General features: G+C 65.7%; 16 protein-coding genes. 8 read left to right on the forward strand and 8 right to left on the reverse strand.

Annotated features, from left to right (window positions below):
- Positions 1–158: 158 nt before the first annotated feature.
- The 7 genes from murQ to FJ867_RS20470 all read left to right on the forward strand — a co-directional run bounded on the left by murQ (position 159) and on the right by FJ867_RS20470 (position 8778).
- Positions 159–1091, forward strand: a complete 933-nt coding sequence (gene murQ, locus FJ867_RS20435; protein ID WP_140672693.1) for an N-acetylmuramic acid 6-phosphate etherase — start codon at positions 159–161, stop codon at positions 1089–1091.
- Positions 1092–1231: 140 nt separating this feature from the next.
- The gene (locus tag FJ867_RS20440) at positions 1232–2746 is read left to right on the forward strand and encodes an ABC transporter substrate-binding protein (protein WP_140818409.1); all 1515 of its coding nucleotides are present in this window, start codon (positions 1232–1234) and stop codon (positions 2744–2746) included.
- A 145-nt stretch (positions 2747–2891) separates the two neighbouring features.
- On the forward strand, positions 2892–3851 hold the full coding sequence (locus tag FJ867_RS20445; RefSeq protein ID WP_140663190.1) for an ABC transporter permease: 960 nt from the start codon (positions 2892–2894) through the stop codon (positions 3849–3851).
- Positions 3851–4690 carry an ABC transporter permease gene (locus FJ867_RS20450; RefSeq protein WP_140555523.1) on the forward strand — a complete coding sequence of 280 codons (840 nt, stop codon included), beginning with the start codon at positions 3851–3853 and terminating at the stop codon, positions 4688–4690. Before FJ867_RS20445 ends, FJ867_RS20450 begins: the two co-directional genes overlap by 1 nt.
- Positions 4687–6435 (forward strand): ABC transporter ATP-binding protein, encoded by a 1749-nt coding sequence (locus tag FJ867_RS20455; RefSeq protein WP_140663195.1) that lies wholly within the window; start codon positions 4687–4689, stop codon positions 6433–6435. The genes FJ867_RS20450 and FJ867_RS20455 overlap by 4 nt, the downstream gene beginning before the upstream one ends.
- A 226-nt stretch (positions 6436–6661) precedes the next feature.
- Positions 6662–7663, forward strand: coding sequence for a serine hydrolase (locus tag FJ867_RS20465; protein WP_140818411.1), 1002 nt, complete (start codon positions 6662–6664; stop codon positions 7661–7663).
- Entirely contained in the window at positions 7663–8778 is a 1116-nt protein-coding gene (locus FJ867_RS20470; protein WP_140497724.1) for an anhydro-N-acetylmuramic acid kinase, read from the forward strand. Before FJ867_RS20465 ends, FJ867_RS20470 begins: the two co-directional genes overlap by 1 nt.
- Here the strand turns inward: FJ867_RS20470 and FJ867_RS20475 are convergent, their stop codons facing one another.
- The 3 genes from FJ867_RS20475 to FJ867_RS20485 all read right to left on the reverse strand — a co-directional run bounded on the left by FJ867_RS20475 (position 8779) and on the right by FJ867_RS20485 (position 12466).
- The gene (locus tag FJ867_RS20475; RefSeq protein ID WP_140663198.1) at positions 8779–9207 is read right to left on the reverse strand and encodes a GNAT family N-acetyltransferase; all 429 of its coding nucleotides are present in this window, start codon (positions 9205–9207) and stop codon (positions 8779–8781) included. It lies immediately after the preceding gene.
- 65 nt (positions 9208–9272) lie between these two features.
- A complete protein-coding gene (locus tag FJ867_RS20480) occupies positions 9273–10664 on the reverse strand; it encodes a sigma-54 dependent transcriptional regulator (protein ID WP_140663202.1) in 1392 nt (463 codons plus the stop codon).
- Entirely contained in the window at positions 10661–12466 is a 1806-nt protein-coding gene (locus FJ867_RS20485) for a sensor histidine kinase (RefSeq protein ID WP_140818413.1), read from the reverse strand. Before FJ867_RS20485 ends, FJ867_RS20480 begins: the two co-directional genes overlap by 4 nt.
- Before the next feature lie 329 nt (positions 12467–12795).
- On the opposite strand from FJ867_RS20485, the gene FJ867_RS20490 reads away from it, so the two are divergent.
- The gene (locus tag FJ867_RS20490) at positions 12796–14118 is read left to right on the forward strand and encodes a dicarboxylate/amino acid:cation symporter (protein WP_181168403.1); all 1323 of its coding nucleotides are present in this window, start codon (positions 12796–12798) and stop codon (positions 14116–14118) included.
- A gap of 118 nt (positions 14119–14236) precedes the next feature.
- On the opposite strand, the gene FJ867_RS20495 is transcribed toward FJ867_RS20490, so the two are convergent.
- From FJ867_RS20495 to FJ867_RS20515, 5 genes are read right to left on the reverse strand one after another with little or no spacing between them, the layout of a single operon-like run.
- Entirely contained in the window at positions 14237–15247 is a 1011-nt protein-coding gene (locus tag FJ867_RS20495; protein ID WP_140818417.1) for an ROK family protein, read from the reverse strand.
- Positions 15244–15966, reverse strand: coding sequence for a ribulose-phosphate 3-epimerase (locus FJ867_RS20500; RefSeq protein ID WP_140520915.1), 723 nt, complete (start codon positions 15964–15966; stop codon positions 15244–15246). The genes FJ867_RS20495 and FJ867_RS20500 overlap by 4 nt, the downstream gene beginning before the upstream one ends.
- Positions 15963–16796 (reverse strand): alpha/beta hydrolase, encoded by an 834-nt coding sequence (locus FJ867_RS20505; RefSeq protein WP_140555535.1) that lies wholly within the window; start codon positions 16794–16796, stop codon positions 15963–15965. The genes FJ867_RS20500 and FJ867_RS20505 overlap by 4 nt, the downstream gene beginning before the upstream one ends.
- The gene (locus FJ867_RS20510; protein WP_140818419.1) at positions 16793–17614 is read right to left on the reverse strand and encodes a sugar phosphate isomerase/epimerase; all 822 of its coding nucleotides are present in this window, start codon (positions 17612–17614) and stop codon (positions 16793–16795) included. Before FJ867_RS20510 ends, FJ867_RS20505 begins: the two co-directional genes overlap by 4 nt.
- Entirely contained in the window at positions 17614–18690 is a 1077-nt protein-coding gene (locus FJ867_RS20515) for a Gfo/Idh/MocA family oxidoreductase (RefSeq protein ID WP_140818421.1), read from the reverse strand. The genes FJ867_RS20510 and FJ867_RS20515 overlap by 1 nt, the downstream gene beginning before the upstream one ends.

Raw genomic sequence — 18690 nt, forward strand, 5'->3', positions numbered from 1 at the left:
TATTCCATCTTTCCGTTGACGGAACGAATATTGAATTCTAAGACGTTAACGAAACGGGGTAGCATAACGAAATACGCGTGTGCCGGAGCCAAAGAGGAACCACTTCCGAACAGGCTGAGCGGCCTGATTTTTGAAAGCACTGATTTGAAAGCACTGGGATGAGCGAGCAAGGTTTGATGTCCGAGCTGGACCGGCTGGTTTCCGAAGGCCGGAATCCGCGGACTATGGACATCGACCTGCTGCCGACGATCGATGTGCTGCGCAAGATCAACGACGAGGACCGGGTGGTTCCGGCAGCGGTCGAAAAGGTGCTGCCGGACATCGCGGCCGCGGTCGACCGCATCGTCCTCGCCTTCCAGAAAGGCGCTCGGCTTATCTATATGGGCGCCGGCACCAGCGGCCGGCTGGGCGTGCTCGACGCCTCGGAATGTCCGCCCACTTTCGGCGTGCCGGAAGGCATGGTCGTTGGCCTGATCGCCGGCGGGCCCGACGCGCTGGTGCGCTCGACCGAAGGGGCCGAGGATGATCCCAAGATGGGCGCCAGGGCCTTGCAGGACATCAAGCTCACCCCGGACGACGTGGTGGTCGGCATCGCGGTCAGCGGGCGCACGCCCTATGTGATCGGCGGGTTGAATTATGCCAAGCAGGTGGGGGCAACGACGGTCGCCCTGTCCTGCAATCCGGCATCGACCATAGCAGGCATTGCCGACATCGCCATCTCGCCGGTCGTCGGTCCCGAGGTGCTGACCGGCTCGACGCGGCTGAAATCCGGAACGGCGCAGAAGCTGGTGCTCAACATGCTGAGCACGGCCTCGATGATCCGCATCGGCAAGAGCTACCAGAACCTGATGGTGGACCTTAATCCGTCCAACAGGAAACTGGCCGCCAGGGCAACCAGGATCGTGATGCAGACCACAGGCTGCACGGCGGCGCAGGCGCGCCAGGCGCTCGGCCGGACCGGCAACGACGTGAAGCTGGCGATCCTGCTGACCATCACCGGGCTTGAGGTCGAGGAGGCGCGCGCAGCCCTCGCCAAGGCAAGGGGTTTCCTGCGAAAGGCAATCAGCGACGAGACGCATGAAGGCGCTTGAGACCAGACGGCGTGAAGCTGCTTTACACAAGACGGCGCGAAGCCGCATAGACTGGGCCGATGCTCCAAAGCGCGTGTGTCTTGGAAGCGGTCCGCAGAAACTGCAAGGGCATCGGGTTCAAGCAAAGATGGGAGACGAGAATGGTTCACCTCACAAGAAAGCTGCTGTCGGGCATCACGCTGGCAGCCATGCTCGGCATCGCCACGGTCTCGACGCAGGCGGCGACGCTGCACATGGCCTGGTCGCAGGACGCAACGGGACTTGATCCGCACAAGCAGACGGCCTTTTCCTCGCTGCGGCTCCTGGAGCTGATCTATGAGCCGCTGGTGCGGGTCGATGCCAGCCTGCAGATCGTCCCGGCCATCGCCACCTCCTGGGAATTCTCCAAGGACGGCAAGGAGCTGACCTTCAAGCTCGATCCCAAGGCGAAATTCCAGGACGGCGCTGCCGTGACTCCGGCCGACGTCAAGGCATCGTTCGAGCGCATCCTGGACGAGAAGACAGGCGCCGCCGCCCGCGCCAACTTCCTGTCGATCGCCAGCATCGACACGCCGGACGTTGGAACCGTCGTGTTCCATTTATCGCAGCCCGACGCGCCGATCCTGACGGCGATGAGCGACATCAACGCGGCCATCGTGCCGGCGGCCGAGATCAAGGCCGGCTCGATCGGCACCAAAACGGTCGGCTCCGGCCCGTTCAAGCTCGATAAATGGGACCCCAACGCCAAGGAAGTCTTGAGCGCCAACAAGGAATGGGCCGGCGGCGCGACCGGCGTCGACGGTATCGAAATCAGCGTGCTGCCCGATGAAGCGGCGATCCTCGCCGCCATGCGCACCAAGCAGGTCGATTTCGCGCTGCTCAACGATCCGCTCGTCGCCACGCTGGTGCCGAAGGAGGCTAGCCTGCAACTGAACCGCGCGCCGGTGCTGGCCTATAACGTGCTGCAGCTCAATCCGTCACGCAAGCCGATGACCGAACTCAAGGTGCGCCAGGCGATCTCCTGCGCCATCGACCGGCAGGAGGTTCTGGACACCGCCGCGCTCGGTGAAGGCAAGGTCACCGGACCGCTGACCATCCCAGCACTTGCGACCGATCCAAGCCAGCTCTTCTGCTACAAGCGCGATGTCGAGAAGGCCAAGAAGCTGATGGCGGAAGCGGGCTTTGCTGACGGCTTTTCGGCGACCGTGATCGGCGCCACCGGCGAGCCGCCGACGGCGGCGGCAGAAGCCCAGGTCATCCAATCGCAGCTCGCCGAGATCGGCGTCAAGCTCGACATCAAGATGATGGAGCTCAACGTCTATGTCGACGCCTGGCTGAAGGGCGATTTCGACATGGCGATCGCGCTCAATGGCGGCCGCGCCGACCCCTACACCATGTACAACCGCTACTGGACCAAATCAGGCAATCTGCAGAAGGTGGCCAACTACATCGACGATACGCTGGACAGCCTGATGCAGAAAGGCCGCGCCGAGACCGATCCGGCCAAGCGCAAGGCGATCTTCACCGAGTTCGAGAAGCACCTCGCCGAAGTCTCGCCCTGGATCTGGCTCTACACGTCCTACAGCTATACCGCCCAGCAGAAGAACGTCGCCGGGTTCGTGCCGACGCCGACGGGCACGCTGTTCAGCCTCAGCAAGGTTACCATCCAGCAGTAGCCGTGGGCGGCCCTGGAGACGGATGATTTCAGGTTGAATCGACCTGAAATCTGAATCCGCCTCTAGATCAAAGGGATAGAGCATGATGTCGTCCGAAAACCGCTTCACACTCGGCATCATGCTCTAGACGAGAGGTCTTCTTCGCGTGAACTATCTGATGCGACGACTTGCGGCGTTTCCTCTCGTCCTGCTTGGCGTGTCGATCCTGGTCTTCGTGGCGATCCGGATGGTGCCGGGCGATTCGATCACCGCGATGCTGGGCACCGAAGCCGGCCTGCTGACGCCGGCACAGCGCGATGCGCTCGCCGCCTATTTCGGCATCGACCAGCCCTGGTTCGTCCAGTACTGGCGCTGGATCGGCGGCATCCTGCACGGCAATTTCGGCATCTCCGTCACCTATGGTAGGCCGGTATTGGACGTCATCCTCGAGCGCTTCCCGCTGACGCTGGAACTGGCCGTGCTGTCGATGATCATCGCACTCGCCGCCGGCATGCCGGCGGGCATCTACGCCGCCACGCATAGTGAGAAACTGTCCGACCTCGGTGTGCGCGTCGTCGCTATGATCGGCCAGTCGACGCCGAGCTTCGTGCTCGGCCTTTTGATCATCTACGCGCTGTCGGCCGGCTTCGGCGTGCTGCCGGCCATGGGCGAATTCGCGCCGCTCTGGCAGGATCCCTTGCGCAATCTCAGCCAATTGATCCTGCCTGCCATCACGCTCGGCTTCGCCTTCGCCGCATCGGTCACCCGCATCTCGCGCTCGGCCATGCTCGACGTGTTGAGCGACGACTATGTGCGCACCGCCCGCAGCAAGGGCGCCTCGGCGCGCAGCGTCATCTGGCGGCATGCGCTGCCCAACGCGCTGATCCCCGTGGTGACGCTGAGCGGCATCGAGTTCGGCTATCTCCTGGGCGGCGCGGTCATCGTCGAGCAGATCTATGCCCTGCCCGGCCTCGGCCGCATGGTGCTCGACGCCATACTCCAGCGCGATTACGCGCTGGTGCAGGGCAGCGTGCTGTTCATCGCCTTCAACTTCATGATCGTCAATCTCCTGGTCGACCTCGCCTATGTCGCGCTCGATCCGCGCATCCGGCTGGACGAGCAGTGATGCGCATGCTGCGCGCCATCTTCGGGCACGGCAGCGGCCGTGTCGGCGGCGTGATCGTCGGCGTCTATCTCCTGGTCGCCATCCTCGGCCTGTTGGGACTGACCCCGCACAATCCGATCACGCAATACCGGGTCGACCGGCTGCATGCGCCCAGTGCCGCCTACTGGATGGGCACCGACCTGTTCGGCCGCGACGTGGCGAGCCGGCTGATGGCGGGCGTCGGCCAGTCCTTCACCGTTGCCTTTCTTTCGGTCGCCTTCGCCGCGCTTGCCGGCACCGTGCTGGGGCTCGCCGCCGCCTGGCTCGGGCGTCGCTGGGACGGCGTGCTGATGCGGATCATGGATGTGCTGCTGGCTTTTCCTGCCATTCTTCTGGCGCTGCTGATCGTCACCGTTGCCGGACCGGGCACATGGACCAGCGTGGTCGCCATCGGCATCGTCTATACGCCGATCTTCACACGCGTGGTGCGCGGCCCTGCTTTGTCGCTCAAGGCGCGCGAATTCGTCGACGCCGCGCGCACCTTCGGCAGCAGCTCCAGCTACATCATCACGCGGCACCTGCTGCTCAATCTGATCGCGCCCTTGACCGTCCAGGTGACGCTGGCGCTCGCCTGGGCATTGCTGACCGAGGCTGGCCTCAGCTTCCTCGGTCTCGGCACGCAGCCACCGGCCGCCTCGCTCGGCCTGATGCTGAGCGACAGCCGCAATCTGATGGAAACCGCCCCATGGCTGATGATCTTCCCGGGCCTGGCGATCATGATCAGTATTCTGGGCTTCAACCTCTTGGGCGACGCCTTGCGCGACATCCTCGATCCCAGAATGCGGAGAGCGCTCGCATGATCCCGCTTCTGTCGGTCCGCGATCTGCGCGTCGGCTTCGGCCGCCACCCGAAAGCCAATGAGGTGGTGCGCGGCGTCAGCTTCGATCTCGCCGACGGCGAAACGCTGGCCATTGTCGGCGAAAGCGGCTCGGGCAAGTCCGTCACCGCGCTGTCGATCAACCGTCTCATCGATTTCGGCGGCGGCCGCATCACCGGCGGCGCCATGACGCTGAAACGGGCCGACGGCAGTCTCTTCGACCTGACGACCGCGACCGAGCGGCAACTGACCGGGATTCGCGGCGCAGAGATCGGCATGATCTTCCAGGAGCCGATGACCTCGCTCAATCCTGTGCTGACGATCGGCACGCAGATCGAGGAATCGTTCCGGCTGCATCGCGACCTGACCGGCCGGCAGGCCACGGCGGCGGCCAGGGACGCGCTCGACCGAGTGCGCATCCCCGATGCGGCAAGGCGGCTGAAATACACACCCAACCAGCTGTCGGGCGGCATGCTGCAAAGGGTGATGATCGCCATTGCGCTCGCCTGCAATCCGCGTCTGCTGATCGCCGACGAACCGACCACGGCGCTCGATGTGACGGTACAGGCGCAGATCATGGCGCTGCTTGCGGAGCTCAAGCAGGAAAGCGGCATGTCGATGATCTTCATCACCCACGACATCGGCCTTGTCGCCGGGATCGCCGACACTGTGATGGTGATGCAGAACGGGCAGGCCATGGAACAGGGCGAACTGAACCAGGTCCTCGACAGGCCGCAGCACGCCTACACGCAGCATCTGTTGCAGGATGTGCCGCATTTCGCCCACGGCCGCGCGACACGCACGGACGGGCAGCGCGACAAGAACGCAAGGACGGACCCGGCCCTTGAGGTCAACGGCCTCGTGGTGCGGTTTTCGCTCAAGAGCAGTTTCTTCAGCCATGCCAGCGGCGCGGTGCACGCCGTGGACGGTGTCGACTTCGACCTGATGCCGGGAGAGACATTGGCCATTGTCGGCGAGAGTGGCTCGGGCAAATCAACCACCGCGAAAGCAGTCCTTGGGCTGGTGCGCTCGACGCGCGGCAGCTTCTCGGTCGGCGCCCGGACGGCCTCGGCAAAGCACGGCGCCAAGCCCGTGCAGATGGTTTTCCAGAATCCCTACGCTTCGCTCAACCCGCGGCTGAGCATCGAGAGCATCCTGGCGGAGCCGGTGATCGCCAATGGCGGCCGGGCGGACGCCGAAACGCGAGCCAGGATGGCGAGCCTGCTGGAGCGCGTCGGCCTGCCGCAGAACAGTTTGCAGCGCTATCCGCACGAATTCTCCGGAGGCCAGCGGCAAAGGCTGTGCATCGCCCGCGCGCTGATGCTCAACCCGTCGGTCGTCGTTCTGGATGAAGCGGTTTCCGCCCTCGATGTTTCAGTGCAGGCCAAGGTGCTGGAGCTGCTGGTCGACCTGCAGCGCGAGTTCGGGCTGGCCTATCTGTTCATCTCGCACGATATGGCTGTCGTCGAGCGGATCGCTCATCGCATCGCCGTCATCTATGCCGGCCAGATCGTCGAGATCGGAGACGCGGCCTCGGTGCTGTCGGCGCCGAAACATTCCTACACGAAGAAGCTCATATCAGCGGTTCCGGCCATCGACCGGCGGCATGAGCGTTTCGAGGTCGACACACGCCAGGTGCCTTCCCTGGTGCGCCCGCAAGGGTTTGAGCCGGCGCCGGCGAGATGGGAGGAATTTGGGGTAGATCATATGGCGAGGGTGGAAGGGTGATGCATGGTGCCCTGGGCTCGGTTAGGTCGGCGGGACAGCACCCCCCTCTGTCCTGCCGGGCATCTCCCCCGCAAGGGGGGAGATCGGATGTCGCCTCGGCTTTCGCCAATCTCCGATGTTGGAAGGCTGGCGGGACATCAACTCTGCCAATCTCCCCCCTTGCGGGGGAGATGCCCGGCAGGGCAGAGGGGGGTGTGACGGAACTCGGCCTTTCAGGAGGCCCGCATTGACCAACCTCGCCCAGATCTTCGACCGCGCGTTCCAACCACTCGCAGCGGCAGTTGCCGCCAAGCGCATCCCCGGTGGCGTGCTCGGCATCGTTGACAGGAATGGCGACCGCATCACCAGGGCGATCGGCTCAGCCCAACTCGTGCCTAAGCAGCGACCGATGCGTGAGGAGAGCTGGTTCGACCTGGCATCCCTGACCAAGGTGATCTTCACCACGCCGCGCATTCTGGCGCTGGCTCAGGACGGTGCCATCGATCTCGACGCACCACTCGTCTCGGTGCTGCGGGACCTACGCCAGTACGACGCGAATGCCTGGGAGCGGAAGGTGACGTTTCGCCAGTGCCTCGGGCACCAGACGCCCTTCCCGGCCGTCGAACCGATCTATACCTATGGGCGCGACCCCGACTTGCTGCGCGCCTTCATCCTGCAACGGGAATGGCGGGCCCGCGATCCCGTTTATTCCGACATCAATTTCATCCTGCTCGGCTTTGCGCTCGAACGGCTGTCGGGGAAAAGCATCCGGGACATGGAGCCCGGCCCGGGCTTTGCGTGGTCCGCCGAGCCCGATCTAGCCGCTGCAACAGAAGACTGCACCTGGCGCCATCGGGTTCTGTCCGGCGAGGTGCACGACGACAATTGCGCGGCGCTGCAAGGCGCCGGCCATGCCGGCCTGTTCGGCACGGCGGCCTCGGTGCTCGATTTCGCCCAAGGGCTGCTGGACGGCGCATCCGAACGGTCGATCGCGCTGATGCGCACGCCCTTGTCCGCTACCCGCACCCACGGTTGGGAGCGTCCTTATGACGGCTGGTCCGGCGGCGCCTTGTGCAGCCCGCAAACGATAGGCCACACCGGCTTTACCGGTACGGGGCTGTGGATCGACTTCGACAAGGGAAAGGCCTGGACCTTGCTTACCAACCGGATCCATCCGACACGTCACTTCGACAGCGGAATCGTCGCGCTTCGCCAAGCGGTCGGCGATCTCATCAATGGAGTTCGATAATGGAATCCATCTGGGCCGTCGGCCTGATGACCGGCACCGTGCTGGACGGCAACATCGATGTCGCCCTGATCAAGACAGATGGCGAGCGCATCGACGATTTCGGCACCTACCGGCTGATGCCCTACCCCCCGTCGATCCGCTCGCTGCTGGAAGAGACGCTTAAGCAGGCGCGGGGCTGGAATTTTGCCGGACCGGAGCCGGCGATCTTCCGCGAGGCCGAGGAGGCGCTGACGCGCGCGCAATCGGCGGCGGTCAGGGAGCTCGTCGAAGGCCATGGGATGACAATGGCGGATATCGGCGTCGTCGGCTTCCACGGCCAGACCGTGCTGCATCGCGCGCCGCAAATCGGCCGGCTCGGACAGACCCGGCAGCTCGGCGACGGCGAGTTGATGCATGCGATCCTCGGCACCAAGGTCGCCTATGATTTCCGCTCTGCCGACATGCGCGCCGGAGGACAGGGCGCGCCGTTGGCGGCCGCCTATCACACCGCGCTGATGCGCAGCGCCGGCGCCAGTGGCGAGGTAGCCGTGCTCAACCTAGGCGGCGTCGCCAACATCACCTGGTGGGACGGCGGCGACAATGTCGTTGCCTTCGACACCGGCCCCGCCAACGCGCCGCTCAACGACTTCATCAAGTCAAAGGGGCTCGGCGAAATGGACCGCGACGGCGCGCTTGGCCGGGGGGGAACGGTCGACGAAGCCCGGCTCGCCAAGCTGCTGCAACACCCCTATTTGACCAAACCCTATCCGAAATCGCTGGACCGTTTCGACTTCGGCGCCACCATGGCGGATGGCCTGAGCGCCGAGGACGGCGCCGCGCTTTTGACCGCCTTCACCGCCGCCGCGGTCGGCAAGGCACTCGATCTTCTGCCGAGCCGGCCGAAAAGACTGGTGGTCAGCGGCGGCGGCCGCCACAACCCGACGATGATGGCAATGATCGCCAGCCGCGCCGGTGTCGAGGTGGTGCAGGCCGAAAGCCTCGGCTGGAGCGGCGACGCGGTGGAGGCGGAGTGTTTTGCCTTTTTGGCGGTGCGCGTGCTGCGCGGCCTGCCGATCAGTTTCCCCAGCACGACGGGCGCGCCGCAGCCGATGCGCGGCGGACGGCTGGCCGGTTGATCAGCCCGCCGACAGTTTTTTCTGCAGGAAGACGCGGCTGCGGCCGACGGGGAAATCGGCGAGTGTTCCGAAGGGCTGATAGCCCTGGCGCCGATAGACCCTGGCGGCGTTGGGGTTGAAGGTGTCGATCCAGGCGTTCTGGCAGCCGCGCGCCATCGCCTCCTTCTCAGCCGCGTCCAGCATCGTGCCGGCCATGTGCCGACCGCGCAGCCTTTCGTCGACCCACAGCCATTGCACGTAAAGCCAGCCCCAGGCGGTGTAGCCCGAAATGCCCGCGACAATCGCGCCGGCTTCATCACGCACGAACACCGCAAGGGCCTTCCTTTCGGAAGCGCCGACATCGCCGTCGTTGAACGCCATCAACCGCTCGCCGAGAAAGGCGAGCTCCTCGGGCAAGGGGGTTGCCGTCGTTTCAAGTGTCGTGATCATGGCTCATCCGAAATGCGCAACGGGAGACGAACAGAGTTACGAAGGCCGGAGCGCCTGCGCAACGCCTAAGTCCGTTCCCGAACAGCTTGCCGGTCCGGGTCGCCACCATTGCGGAATTCGGAGGCGGAAATGCCGTAGCGCTTGAGCTTGTCGTAGAAAGTCTTGCGCGGCACGCCGAGTGCGTCGATGGCCCCGCGCACGTCGCCGGCATGATCGCGCAAAGCCTCGCGGATGAGTTGCGCCTCGTAGCGGCCGACCCGTTCGGGCAGCGCCGCCGAGGGCTCCGGCAAGCGCGCGGACGTTGCCCTGGCCTCCTCGTCGGGCCCGAGGCCAAGCGCGACCCGGTCGGCAAAATGCGCGAGCTCGCGCACATTGCCCGGCCAGTCATGCGACTGGAGATGGTCGCTCACCGCGGCATTCACGGCCGCGACAGGACGGCCGAAACGCTGCGAGGCCTTGCCCAGGAAATGCCCGAACAGCATCGGGATGTCGCCGCGCCGCTCGCGCAGCGGCGGGATGCGTAGCGTCACGACGTTGAGGCGGAAATAGAGATCCTCGCGGAAATCGCCGCGCTGGTCCGGCCGGCCTAGATCGACCTTCGTTGCCGCGACGACCCGCAGATCGAGGCGGCGCGTTTCGTTGGAGCCGAGCGGGGTGAGGCTGCGCGTTTCCAGCACCCGCAGCAGTTTGACCTGGAGCGGCGGCGGCATGGATTCGATTTCGTCGAGGAACAGCGTACCGCCGCTGGAATGCTCGATGCGGCCGATCCGCCGCCGCTGCGCTCCGGTGAACGCACCCGGCTCGTGGCCGAACAGCTCGCTCTCGATGACGGTCTCCGGCAGGGCGCCGCAATTCAGCGCCACGAAAGGCTTTGCGCGGCGCCGGCTCCATCGGTGCAGGAGATCCGCCACCACCTCCTTGCCGGTGCCGGTCTCCCCTTCCACCAGCACGTCGACATCCATGTCGGCGATCTGACGCAAGGTCTCGCGCAGGCGGCGGATGGCGGGCGCCTCGCCGATCAGCGGCAGGCCGTCGGCGGCCTGTGCGGCGGCCTCGTGCAGCCGCCGGTTCTCCATCACCAGCCGCCGCTTTTCGCTTGCCCGCTTCAGTGCCTCGACAAGGCGCTCGCCCGCATAGGGTTTCGGGATGAAATCGTAGACGCCGTCCTTGAGCGCCGCCACCGCGAGATCGACATCGCCATGCCCGGTGACCAGGATCACCGGTATGTCGATGTCGATCGCCCTGATGCGATCGAACAGCTGCAAGCCGTTCATGCCGGGCATGCGGATATCGCTGACAACCACGCCCTGGAAATCCCGGTCGACGGCGGCAAGCGCTGCCTCCGCGGCCTTGAACGCGATCACGCCGAAGCCGGCAAGCTCGAGCAATTGCGTGGTGGCGTGAAGCAGATCCGCGTCGTCTTCGACGAGCGCGACCAGCCCTGATCCCTCAGTCATTCAATTCGCCTCAGATCTATGGTGAAGGATGCGCCTTTCGTGCTGCCCGGATCGAGGCGCAGCGTGCCGCCCAGTTCCTGGGCGATCTCCTGCGAGATCACCAGACCGAGGCCAAGCCCCTTTTCCTTGGTGGTCTGGAACGGCATGAACAAATTGCCGGCCGCTTCCGGCCCGAGGCCAGGTCCATTGTCGCGCACCGAAACCAGCACCCTGTCGTCGCGCTCGGCAAGCTCGATCTCGATGCGCGGATCGGGCCGGTCCTTCAGGGCATCCAGCGCATTCTGCAAGAGATTGACCAGGATCTGCTCCAGCCGGATTCGGCTGGCCATGACCGTCGGCGAGGCGGTGCCGCGCGGCTTGACGACGGTCACGCCGGAATCGCGGATGCGGCCGGACAGGAGCGACAGCGCGCCGTCGATCGCTTCGCGCACGGGCAATGGCGAGGCGGCGACGCCTGGCCGCCGTGCGAAGGTGCGCAGCGTGCTGGTGATGGCGCCGATGCGCTCGGTCATCGACACGATCGATGTCAGGTTGCCCGAGACGGATTCGACTTTGTCGCCATGCAGGAAGCGGCCGGCATTCTCGGCGTAGGTGCGTATCGCCGCCACCGGCTGGTTGATCTCATGCGCGACGCCGGCGGCGATCTGGCCGAGGATGGAAAGCCGGTTGGCCTGGGCGAGGTCGTCGCGCAGTCGGCGGACCTTGGCCTCGGCGTTTTCGCGCTCGGCGATCTCGCCGGCAAGGGCCGTGTTGGAGCGGGTCAGTTCCGCCGTTCGCGTGCTTACCCTGCTCTCCAGTTCAGCATTCATGCGCGCCAGCGCTTCCTGCCTCACGCGGCGCGCACGGCGGCGCCTGAGAAGCACGTAGGCAAGTAAACCCGTGAACAGCAGCGCCAGCAGCGTGGTCAGGCGTGCCGTGTTGGCGGCCGACGTCAAAGCGGCATCGGCAGGCGTGAGCAGCCACAGACGCCAACCGGGAACGGCGCCGGGCAGGTCCTGCGCCACTTCGACGAACTGGCGCGATTTTCCGGCATTGTCGATTGTCGCCAGGCCGTCACCGGCACCGCGTCGTATCGGCAGCGGTTCGAAGCCGGTTTCGGCAAGTTGAAGCTGCGCGTGAGCTGTCGCGGCATCCGCGGCCGAGAGCGGCGCAAGCGCGTGGAACCGCCACTCGGGCCGGCTGGTCGCCAGCACGACACCGCGCTCGTCCGTGACGAAGACGACAAAGCCGCTGGAGCGCCAATTGGCTTCGACGCCGTCGAGTTCGACCTTCAGTACGGCAACGCCGAGCGGCGTCTTGCCGTCATCGACGCGGCTGGCGAGATAAAGTCCCGGCCTGCCGCTGATCGTGCCGAGGCCATACTGGCTGGCGGCGCCCTTGGTCATGGCGTCGGTGAAATAGTGGCGGAAATTGTAGTCGATGCCGACGAAGCTGCCCGGCTCGCCGGCGTTGCTGGCCGATATCGCGATGCCTGCCGTGTCGATGACATAGATGGCGGATGCCGAGGCATCGGCGGCAATGGCCCGGAGCTTGTCGTCGAGCGCCGTCTCTTGCGTTTTGCCGGCCCGGCGCAACGCGTCGCGCACGGCATCGTCGCGTGCCAGCACCAAGGGAACGAGACGCTGCTTTTCGATTTCGCCGGTCAAGGTGCCCGCCGCCAGCGGCAAGGCTGCCAGTGCTCCGTCGCGCAGATCGCCGGCAGCCTGGTTGGCGGCAAGGCGCCCGGCAATCGCGACCGCCCCCGCCAGCATTGCCAGGCCGATCAGGAGAATGAGCCAGCGGCCGTCACGCAGCCTGGCCATCGCTTCGCGCAGCAGGTCGCGGCCGGCGAACTCCGGGGATGCGCTATCGGTGTCTGCCTGCGGCGTCTGCCCTCTCCACCGTTCGCTGTTCAGCAGCCACTGTAATGCGAAACTCCGCCCAGGCAAACAAGGGTGAGTGCGGAAATCCGCACAGGCCTCCATTGAAACGGGGACAAAACCGCCGGAAATCCAGGGTTCCGGCCTTTTCTCGATCTGGCACGGCGCTTGCAAAACTCTCGACAGCGGCGAGCGACCGGAGCGCCGCGATGGGAGAAGTCTTGCGGGGCGGCGCGTGCCGTTCCCTCCGGCCAGGGAGATAGCAGATGCACATGGCAGACCAATCACGCGTGCCCGCCGCGCAGCGCAAGCCGCTTTACGCCCAACTCTACGTGCAGGTGCTGGTGGCGATCACCGTCGGTATCCTGCTCGGCCATTTCTATCCGTCGCTCGGCGAGAGCATGAAGCCGCTTGGCGACGCCTTCATCAAGCTGGTCAAGATGATCATCGCCCCGGTTATCTTCCTGACGGTCGCCACCGGCATCGCCGGCATGAGCGACCTGCAGAAGGTAGGCCGCGTCGCCGGCAAGGCGATGCTCTACTTCCTCACCTTCTCGACACTGGCGCTCATCATCGGCCTGATCGTGGCCAATGTCGTGCAGCCCGGGGCCGGCTTCAACATCGACCCGGCGACGCTCGACGCCGCGACCGTCAACAGCTACGCCGCCAAGGCGCACGACCAGTCGGTCACCGGCTTCCTGATGAACATCATCCCGACGACCATCGTCGGCGCCTTCGCCGACGGCGACATATTGCAGGTGCTGTTCTTTTCGGTGCTGTTCGGCATCGCGCTGGCCCTGGTCGGCGACAAGGGCGCGCCGGTGCTCAATTTCCTGCAGGCGCTGATGGCGCCGATGTTCAAGCTGGTCAGCGTGCTGATGAAGGCAGCCCCGATCGGCGCCTTCGGTGCCATGGCCTTCACCATCGGCAAATACGGCATCGTCTCGGTCATCAACCTCGCCATGCTGGTCGGCACCTTCTACATGACCGCTTTTCTGTTCGTGTTCATCGTGCTGGGCGCCGTCTGCCGCTACAACGGCTTCTCCATCCTGTCGCTGATCCGCTACATCAAGGAGGAGCTGCTTCTGGTGCTGGGCACCTCGTCTTCGGAAGCGGCACTGCCCTCGCTGATGGAGAAAATGGAGAAGGCCGGCGCGAAGCGCTCGGTTGTCGGGCTGGTCATCCCGACCGGCTATTCCTTCAACCTCGACGGCACCAACATCTACATGACGCTGGCCGCGCTGTTCATCGCGCAGGCGACGAACATCCACCTCTCCTTCGGCGACCAGATCCTGCTGCTCCTGGTGGCGATGCTTTCCTCCAAGGGGGCGGCCGGCATCACCGGCGCCGGCTTCATCACCCTTGCCGCCACGCTTTCGGTGGTGCCGGCTGTGCCTGTCGCCGGCATGGCGCTGATCCTCGGCGTCGATCGCTTCATGTCGGAATGCCGGGCGCTGACCAACTTCGTCGGCAATGCGGTGGCGACGCTGGTGGTGGCGCGCTGGGAAGGCGAGCTCGACGAGGCCAAGCTGGCCAGGGCGCTGGCGGGAACGGCCGACGACAGCCTGCCGGCGGACATCGTTCCAGCCGAGTAATCACAACGGCCGCACAGCGATAGCAAATGGCCGGAGGCATCGCCGCCTCCGGCCGTTTTTCGTGTGCTCACCGTGTGAGGCAGCAGGACGCGCACGCCGCGCAGCTTGAGCTCGGCCATCAGTGTCCGCCCTCGTGTCCGGGATATCTGCTTGGCCCTTCGACAGGCACGCGGGCTGTGCCGTCGTCGAACAGGACAAGGCTCGCCGCGCCGATCAGCCCGGCGTGGCGGCCGAGCTGGGCCTGAACCACCGGCACGTCGCGATAGGCGCGCATGGCGCGCTGGCGGATGGTCGCCTCTATTGCCGGAGCCATCAGATCGAGGCCATTGGCGATGCCGCCGCCGACGACCAGCACGTCGGGCGAATAGAGATGCAGGAGGTTAGTGAAGCCGACGCCGAGCCAGCGCGCTTCCTCCTCGAGCAGGGCCAGGGCGAGATCGTCCTGCAGCCGCGCCGCATCGACGACATGGCGGCCCGTCACCTCGCCGTTGGCCGAGAGGCGGCGCAGCGTCGAGCCGTCGAAGGCCGACGTCGCGGCATTGGCGCGGCGGCCGAGCGCGGTGCCCGAAGCGATGGCCTCGAAACAGCCGACGACACCGCACATGCAGCGCTCGCCTTCATCGGTGATGGTCATATGGCCGATCTCGGCGGCAAGGCCGCGGCGGCCGTGCAGGATGCGCCCGTCGGCGACGACGCCGCCGCCAATGCCGGTCGAGACGGTGACGAAGACAAGCGAACGGGCGCGGTGGCCGACGCCGAAGCGCCACTCGCCGAGCGCTGCCGCATTGGCGTCGTTCTCCAGCCGCACCGGCAGGCCGAGCCGCCGCTCGAGGATGTCGGCCAGCGGCACGTCCAGCCAGCCGGCAAGCGTCGGCGGCCCGACCGCGATGCCGGCCAGCGGATCGAGCGGTCCCGGCGCGCCGACGCCGACACCGAGGATGGCGAGCGCCGGCGCCTCGGCATGGATGGTCGCGGCGAGAGCCTCGATCTGGCCGATCACCACTTCGGGACCGGCCTGCGCCTGCGTCGGCACCGCCGCGAACGCCAGTATCTTGCCATCACGGTCGACCAGGGCGGCACGAAGCTCGGTGCCGCCCAGATCGATCGCGAGAGCGGCCTCGTTGCTCATGCCGCGACTTTCAGCCCGTGCAGCCAGCCAATGCGGCCGGCCAGATCCTTGTCACCGAAGGCGAGCGAACCAAGAACCACGGTCTCGGCACCCGCGGCACGCAGCAGCGGCACGGTCTCATGGCGGATGCCGCCGTCGGCGGCAAGAACCACGTCCGCCTCGCGTCCGGTCTTGCGCAGGATGGCGCGGGCCTCAACCAACCTGTCGCAGGCTTTCTCCGAAAGGCCTTGCCCCTTGACGCCGATCGCGGTTCCCAGAAGCGTGACGAACGCGACTTCGGACACGAAGGGCCTCACCGCTTCGACCGGCGTTTCCAGCCGCAGCACGACGCCGGCTTCGGCGCCAAGTTCGCGCGCCAGCCGCACAGCGCGCAATCCTGCTTCGCCATTCTCGGCATGGACGCTGATCATGTCGGCGCCGGCCTCGATGAATTGGCGCGTCTGTTCCCCGACGATTGTCCCGTCGACCATCAGATGGACATGGATGGGCTTGGCCGTCAGCTTGGCGATGCGAGCGACCAGATCGGGAAAGAACAGGAAGGACGGCGCGAAGTGGCCGTCAGCGACATCGATGTGGTGAAGATCGACATAGGGTTCGATGCGCCTGAGGTCGCTCTCGAAATTGGCGAGATCGGCCGACCACAGCGAGAATTCGGCGATCAGACGATCGCGCGGCAATGCGGCGATGGCGGCCGGGCCTGAAAGGAGTTTCGAGATCATGACTGGTCCTGGTTGTTGAAATTTTTATCGAGAAAGCCGCCGATCGCGGCACGGATTTCGGCGAAGTGGCGATCCTTGTCGGTGGCCTTCGGTGTCACCTCGGTGAAGATCGCGTTGAGGATTGTCTTCGCCAGTTCGCGCGCAATCGCCAACGGATGGACGAGATCGGTACCGCTGCCGATGACCAGTGTGGGGACAGCGAGCGAGCCGGCCACGCCACGCGAGACGCCGGGTCCATCGCCGGCGACTGCCTGCATCATTTCGGCGAAGTCCGCTGCATTGTCGCGTTCGAAGAAACCGAGCAAGGACGCCAGATTATCGGGTGCCTCGGCGCGGAACCGGGCCGCCGTGGCCGAAGCGGCAAAGATGGCGCGCGCCTCGTTCGGCGGACGGTTTCGGATGAGCTCGGCCACTGCCGCATAGGGACGCATGTTTTCAGGGGCCGCGTCGAAGGCCCAGGCAGGCCGGACCAGCACCAGGCCGCTGACGCGCTCGGGATGCCGGACGGCCAGGCGCAGCGCGATCGCCGCACCCATCGAGATGCCGCCGGCGACGAAGCGTTCGATGCCGGCCGCATCGGCGGCGGCCAGCACGTCGTCGGCGAACATGGCGATCGAAAAGGGGCGCTTATGGCCGGCACCGGAGCCGCCTTGGGCCCGGCATTCGACGGTGAGCCGGCGTCGCGACGGGCTGTCGGGAAAATTCTGCGCCACCTGGGCGGCATCACCGCCGAGACCGTGCTGGAAGACGACGGAAAGCCTGCCTTGCTCCGTGTCGAAGATACGAAGCGCAGCATCGTCGCGAAGCATCATTGTCGGTGCGACGCTCATCGGAGCAGCCCGCGCAGAAACGCGGCGACGGCGGGAGCTTCGTCGGCCGACAATCCGTGCGTGACAAGCGGGCCATCGAATTTCACAGCGTTCAGCCGCGCGACGAAATCCGGAAAATCGACAATGCCCTCCCCTGTTGTGGCGAAGCGGCCGTCGCCATGCCTGTCCTTGGCATGCGCCATGGCTATATGGGCAGCGGCCTCGTCGATCGCCGCCGCGACGATGGCGCGCGCCTCGCCCGGCGTCGCATGCTCGAACAGGTTCGCCGGATCGAGCACGACCTTCAGATGCTTCGAGCCCATGTCGGCGATCAAGCGGGTGGCATCCTTCGCCGAGGTGACGATGTTGGCCTGTTCGGGCTCGATGCCGAGATCGACGCCTGCCCCTTCGGCCAGCGCCAGCGCCTTTTCCATCTCAGTGGCCATGTCGGACCAGGCGGCCGGTGTGGCGTTGTCGGGATGATAGGCCCATTGGTCGGCTGCATTGCGCGAGCCGGTGCAGAGCGTGACCAGCGGAATGTCGAGGGCGGCGGCTGTATCGATGACGACGGCAAGGCGGCGAAGACCATCATCGCGCACCGCCTTGTCTGGATGCGCCATGTTGTAGGTGCCCGACAGGGCGGCGAGCGATACGCTTGTTGATCGGGCGGCGGCGCGGATGGCCGGAATGGCTGCGTCAGGCACCGCATCGGGCATCGACGGCAGGCCGGCGCAAGCGAGATTGAATTGCGTCGTCTCATAGCCCGCCTGCCGCACGGCCGCCAGCACAACAGCCGGCTCGGTGCCCGCAAAGGTCTTGGCGAAGACGCCGAGACGCATCAGACCGCACCCGAGACTGAAGCGAGCTCAATCCGTTCGCCGGTCTCGACAGAGCGGGCAATGGCGACCATGGCGCGGATCGAGGCAATGCCGTCCTCGACATTGGCGCCGCGCATCGGCGCGCCGTTCAGCACCGTGTCGGCGAGACCTTCCAGTTGGCGGCGGAAGAAATGGCCGTCGGCGCCGAGCGGTTTTCGCGAGGTCGCGTCCTTCTCATGGAAGATATCGACCTCGCTGGCGCGGAAGTACCAGGGATTGAACGTCTTGGCGATGACGGAGCCGTTCTCGCCATAGAGCTGGAGACCCTCGTGCCAGTCCATGCGTACGGCGACGGTGAGATCGAGATGGCCGAGCGCGCCGCTGGCGAACTCGGTCTCGACGAACCAGCAATAGGCGCCGAAGCGTTCGTTGAGACGGGCGCGTACGGCCGTGATCTCGCCGCAGAGGAAGCGGGCCGTATCGGCCAGATGCGAGCCGTGCGCCAGCATGAAATACTGCCGGAGATCCGCCTTCGGATTGCCGGACGGTTTCTTCGCCAGCTTGCTGGTGACAGGCAGCGGCTGCACCGCATCCGTATTGGTGTAGCGGTGGGTGGAATCGCAATACCAGGCCTTCAGCGCCAGCACCTCGCCCATTTCGTCGCGCACGAAGTCGCGCGCCGCCTCCAGCGCCGGATCGAAGCGTTTCATGTGGCCGACCTGCAGGATCCTGCCGGAGCGTTTCACCGCCGCCGCCAGCGCCTCGCCTTCCTCGACCGAAGTTCCGATCGGCTTTTCGCACAGCACATGCTTGCCGGCGTCGAGCGCCTTGATCGACATCGGCACGTGATAGGCGTCCGAGGTGGCGACGATGACCGCTTCCAGCTCCGGATCGGCGAGCATCTCGTCATAGTCGGCATACATCTTCCGCGGCTCGTAGGTGGCGCCCATGCGGGCGAGCAGGTCGGGTGCGGCGTCGCAAATGGCGTAGAGGTCGGCATTGCTGGCCTTTGCACAGGATTCCAGATGCGCGAACTGCGCGATGGGGCCGCAGCCGAGCACGCCGACCCTGAGGCGCCTGTCCTGTTTCCCGATCAT

The sequence above is a fragment of the Mesorhizobium sp. B2-5-3 genome (genome assembly GCF_006441005.1).
Lineage (GTDB): Bacteria > Pseudomonadota > Alphaproteobacteria > Rhizobiales > Rhizobiaceae > Mesorhizobium.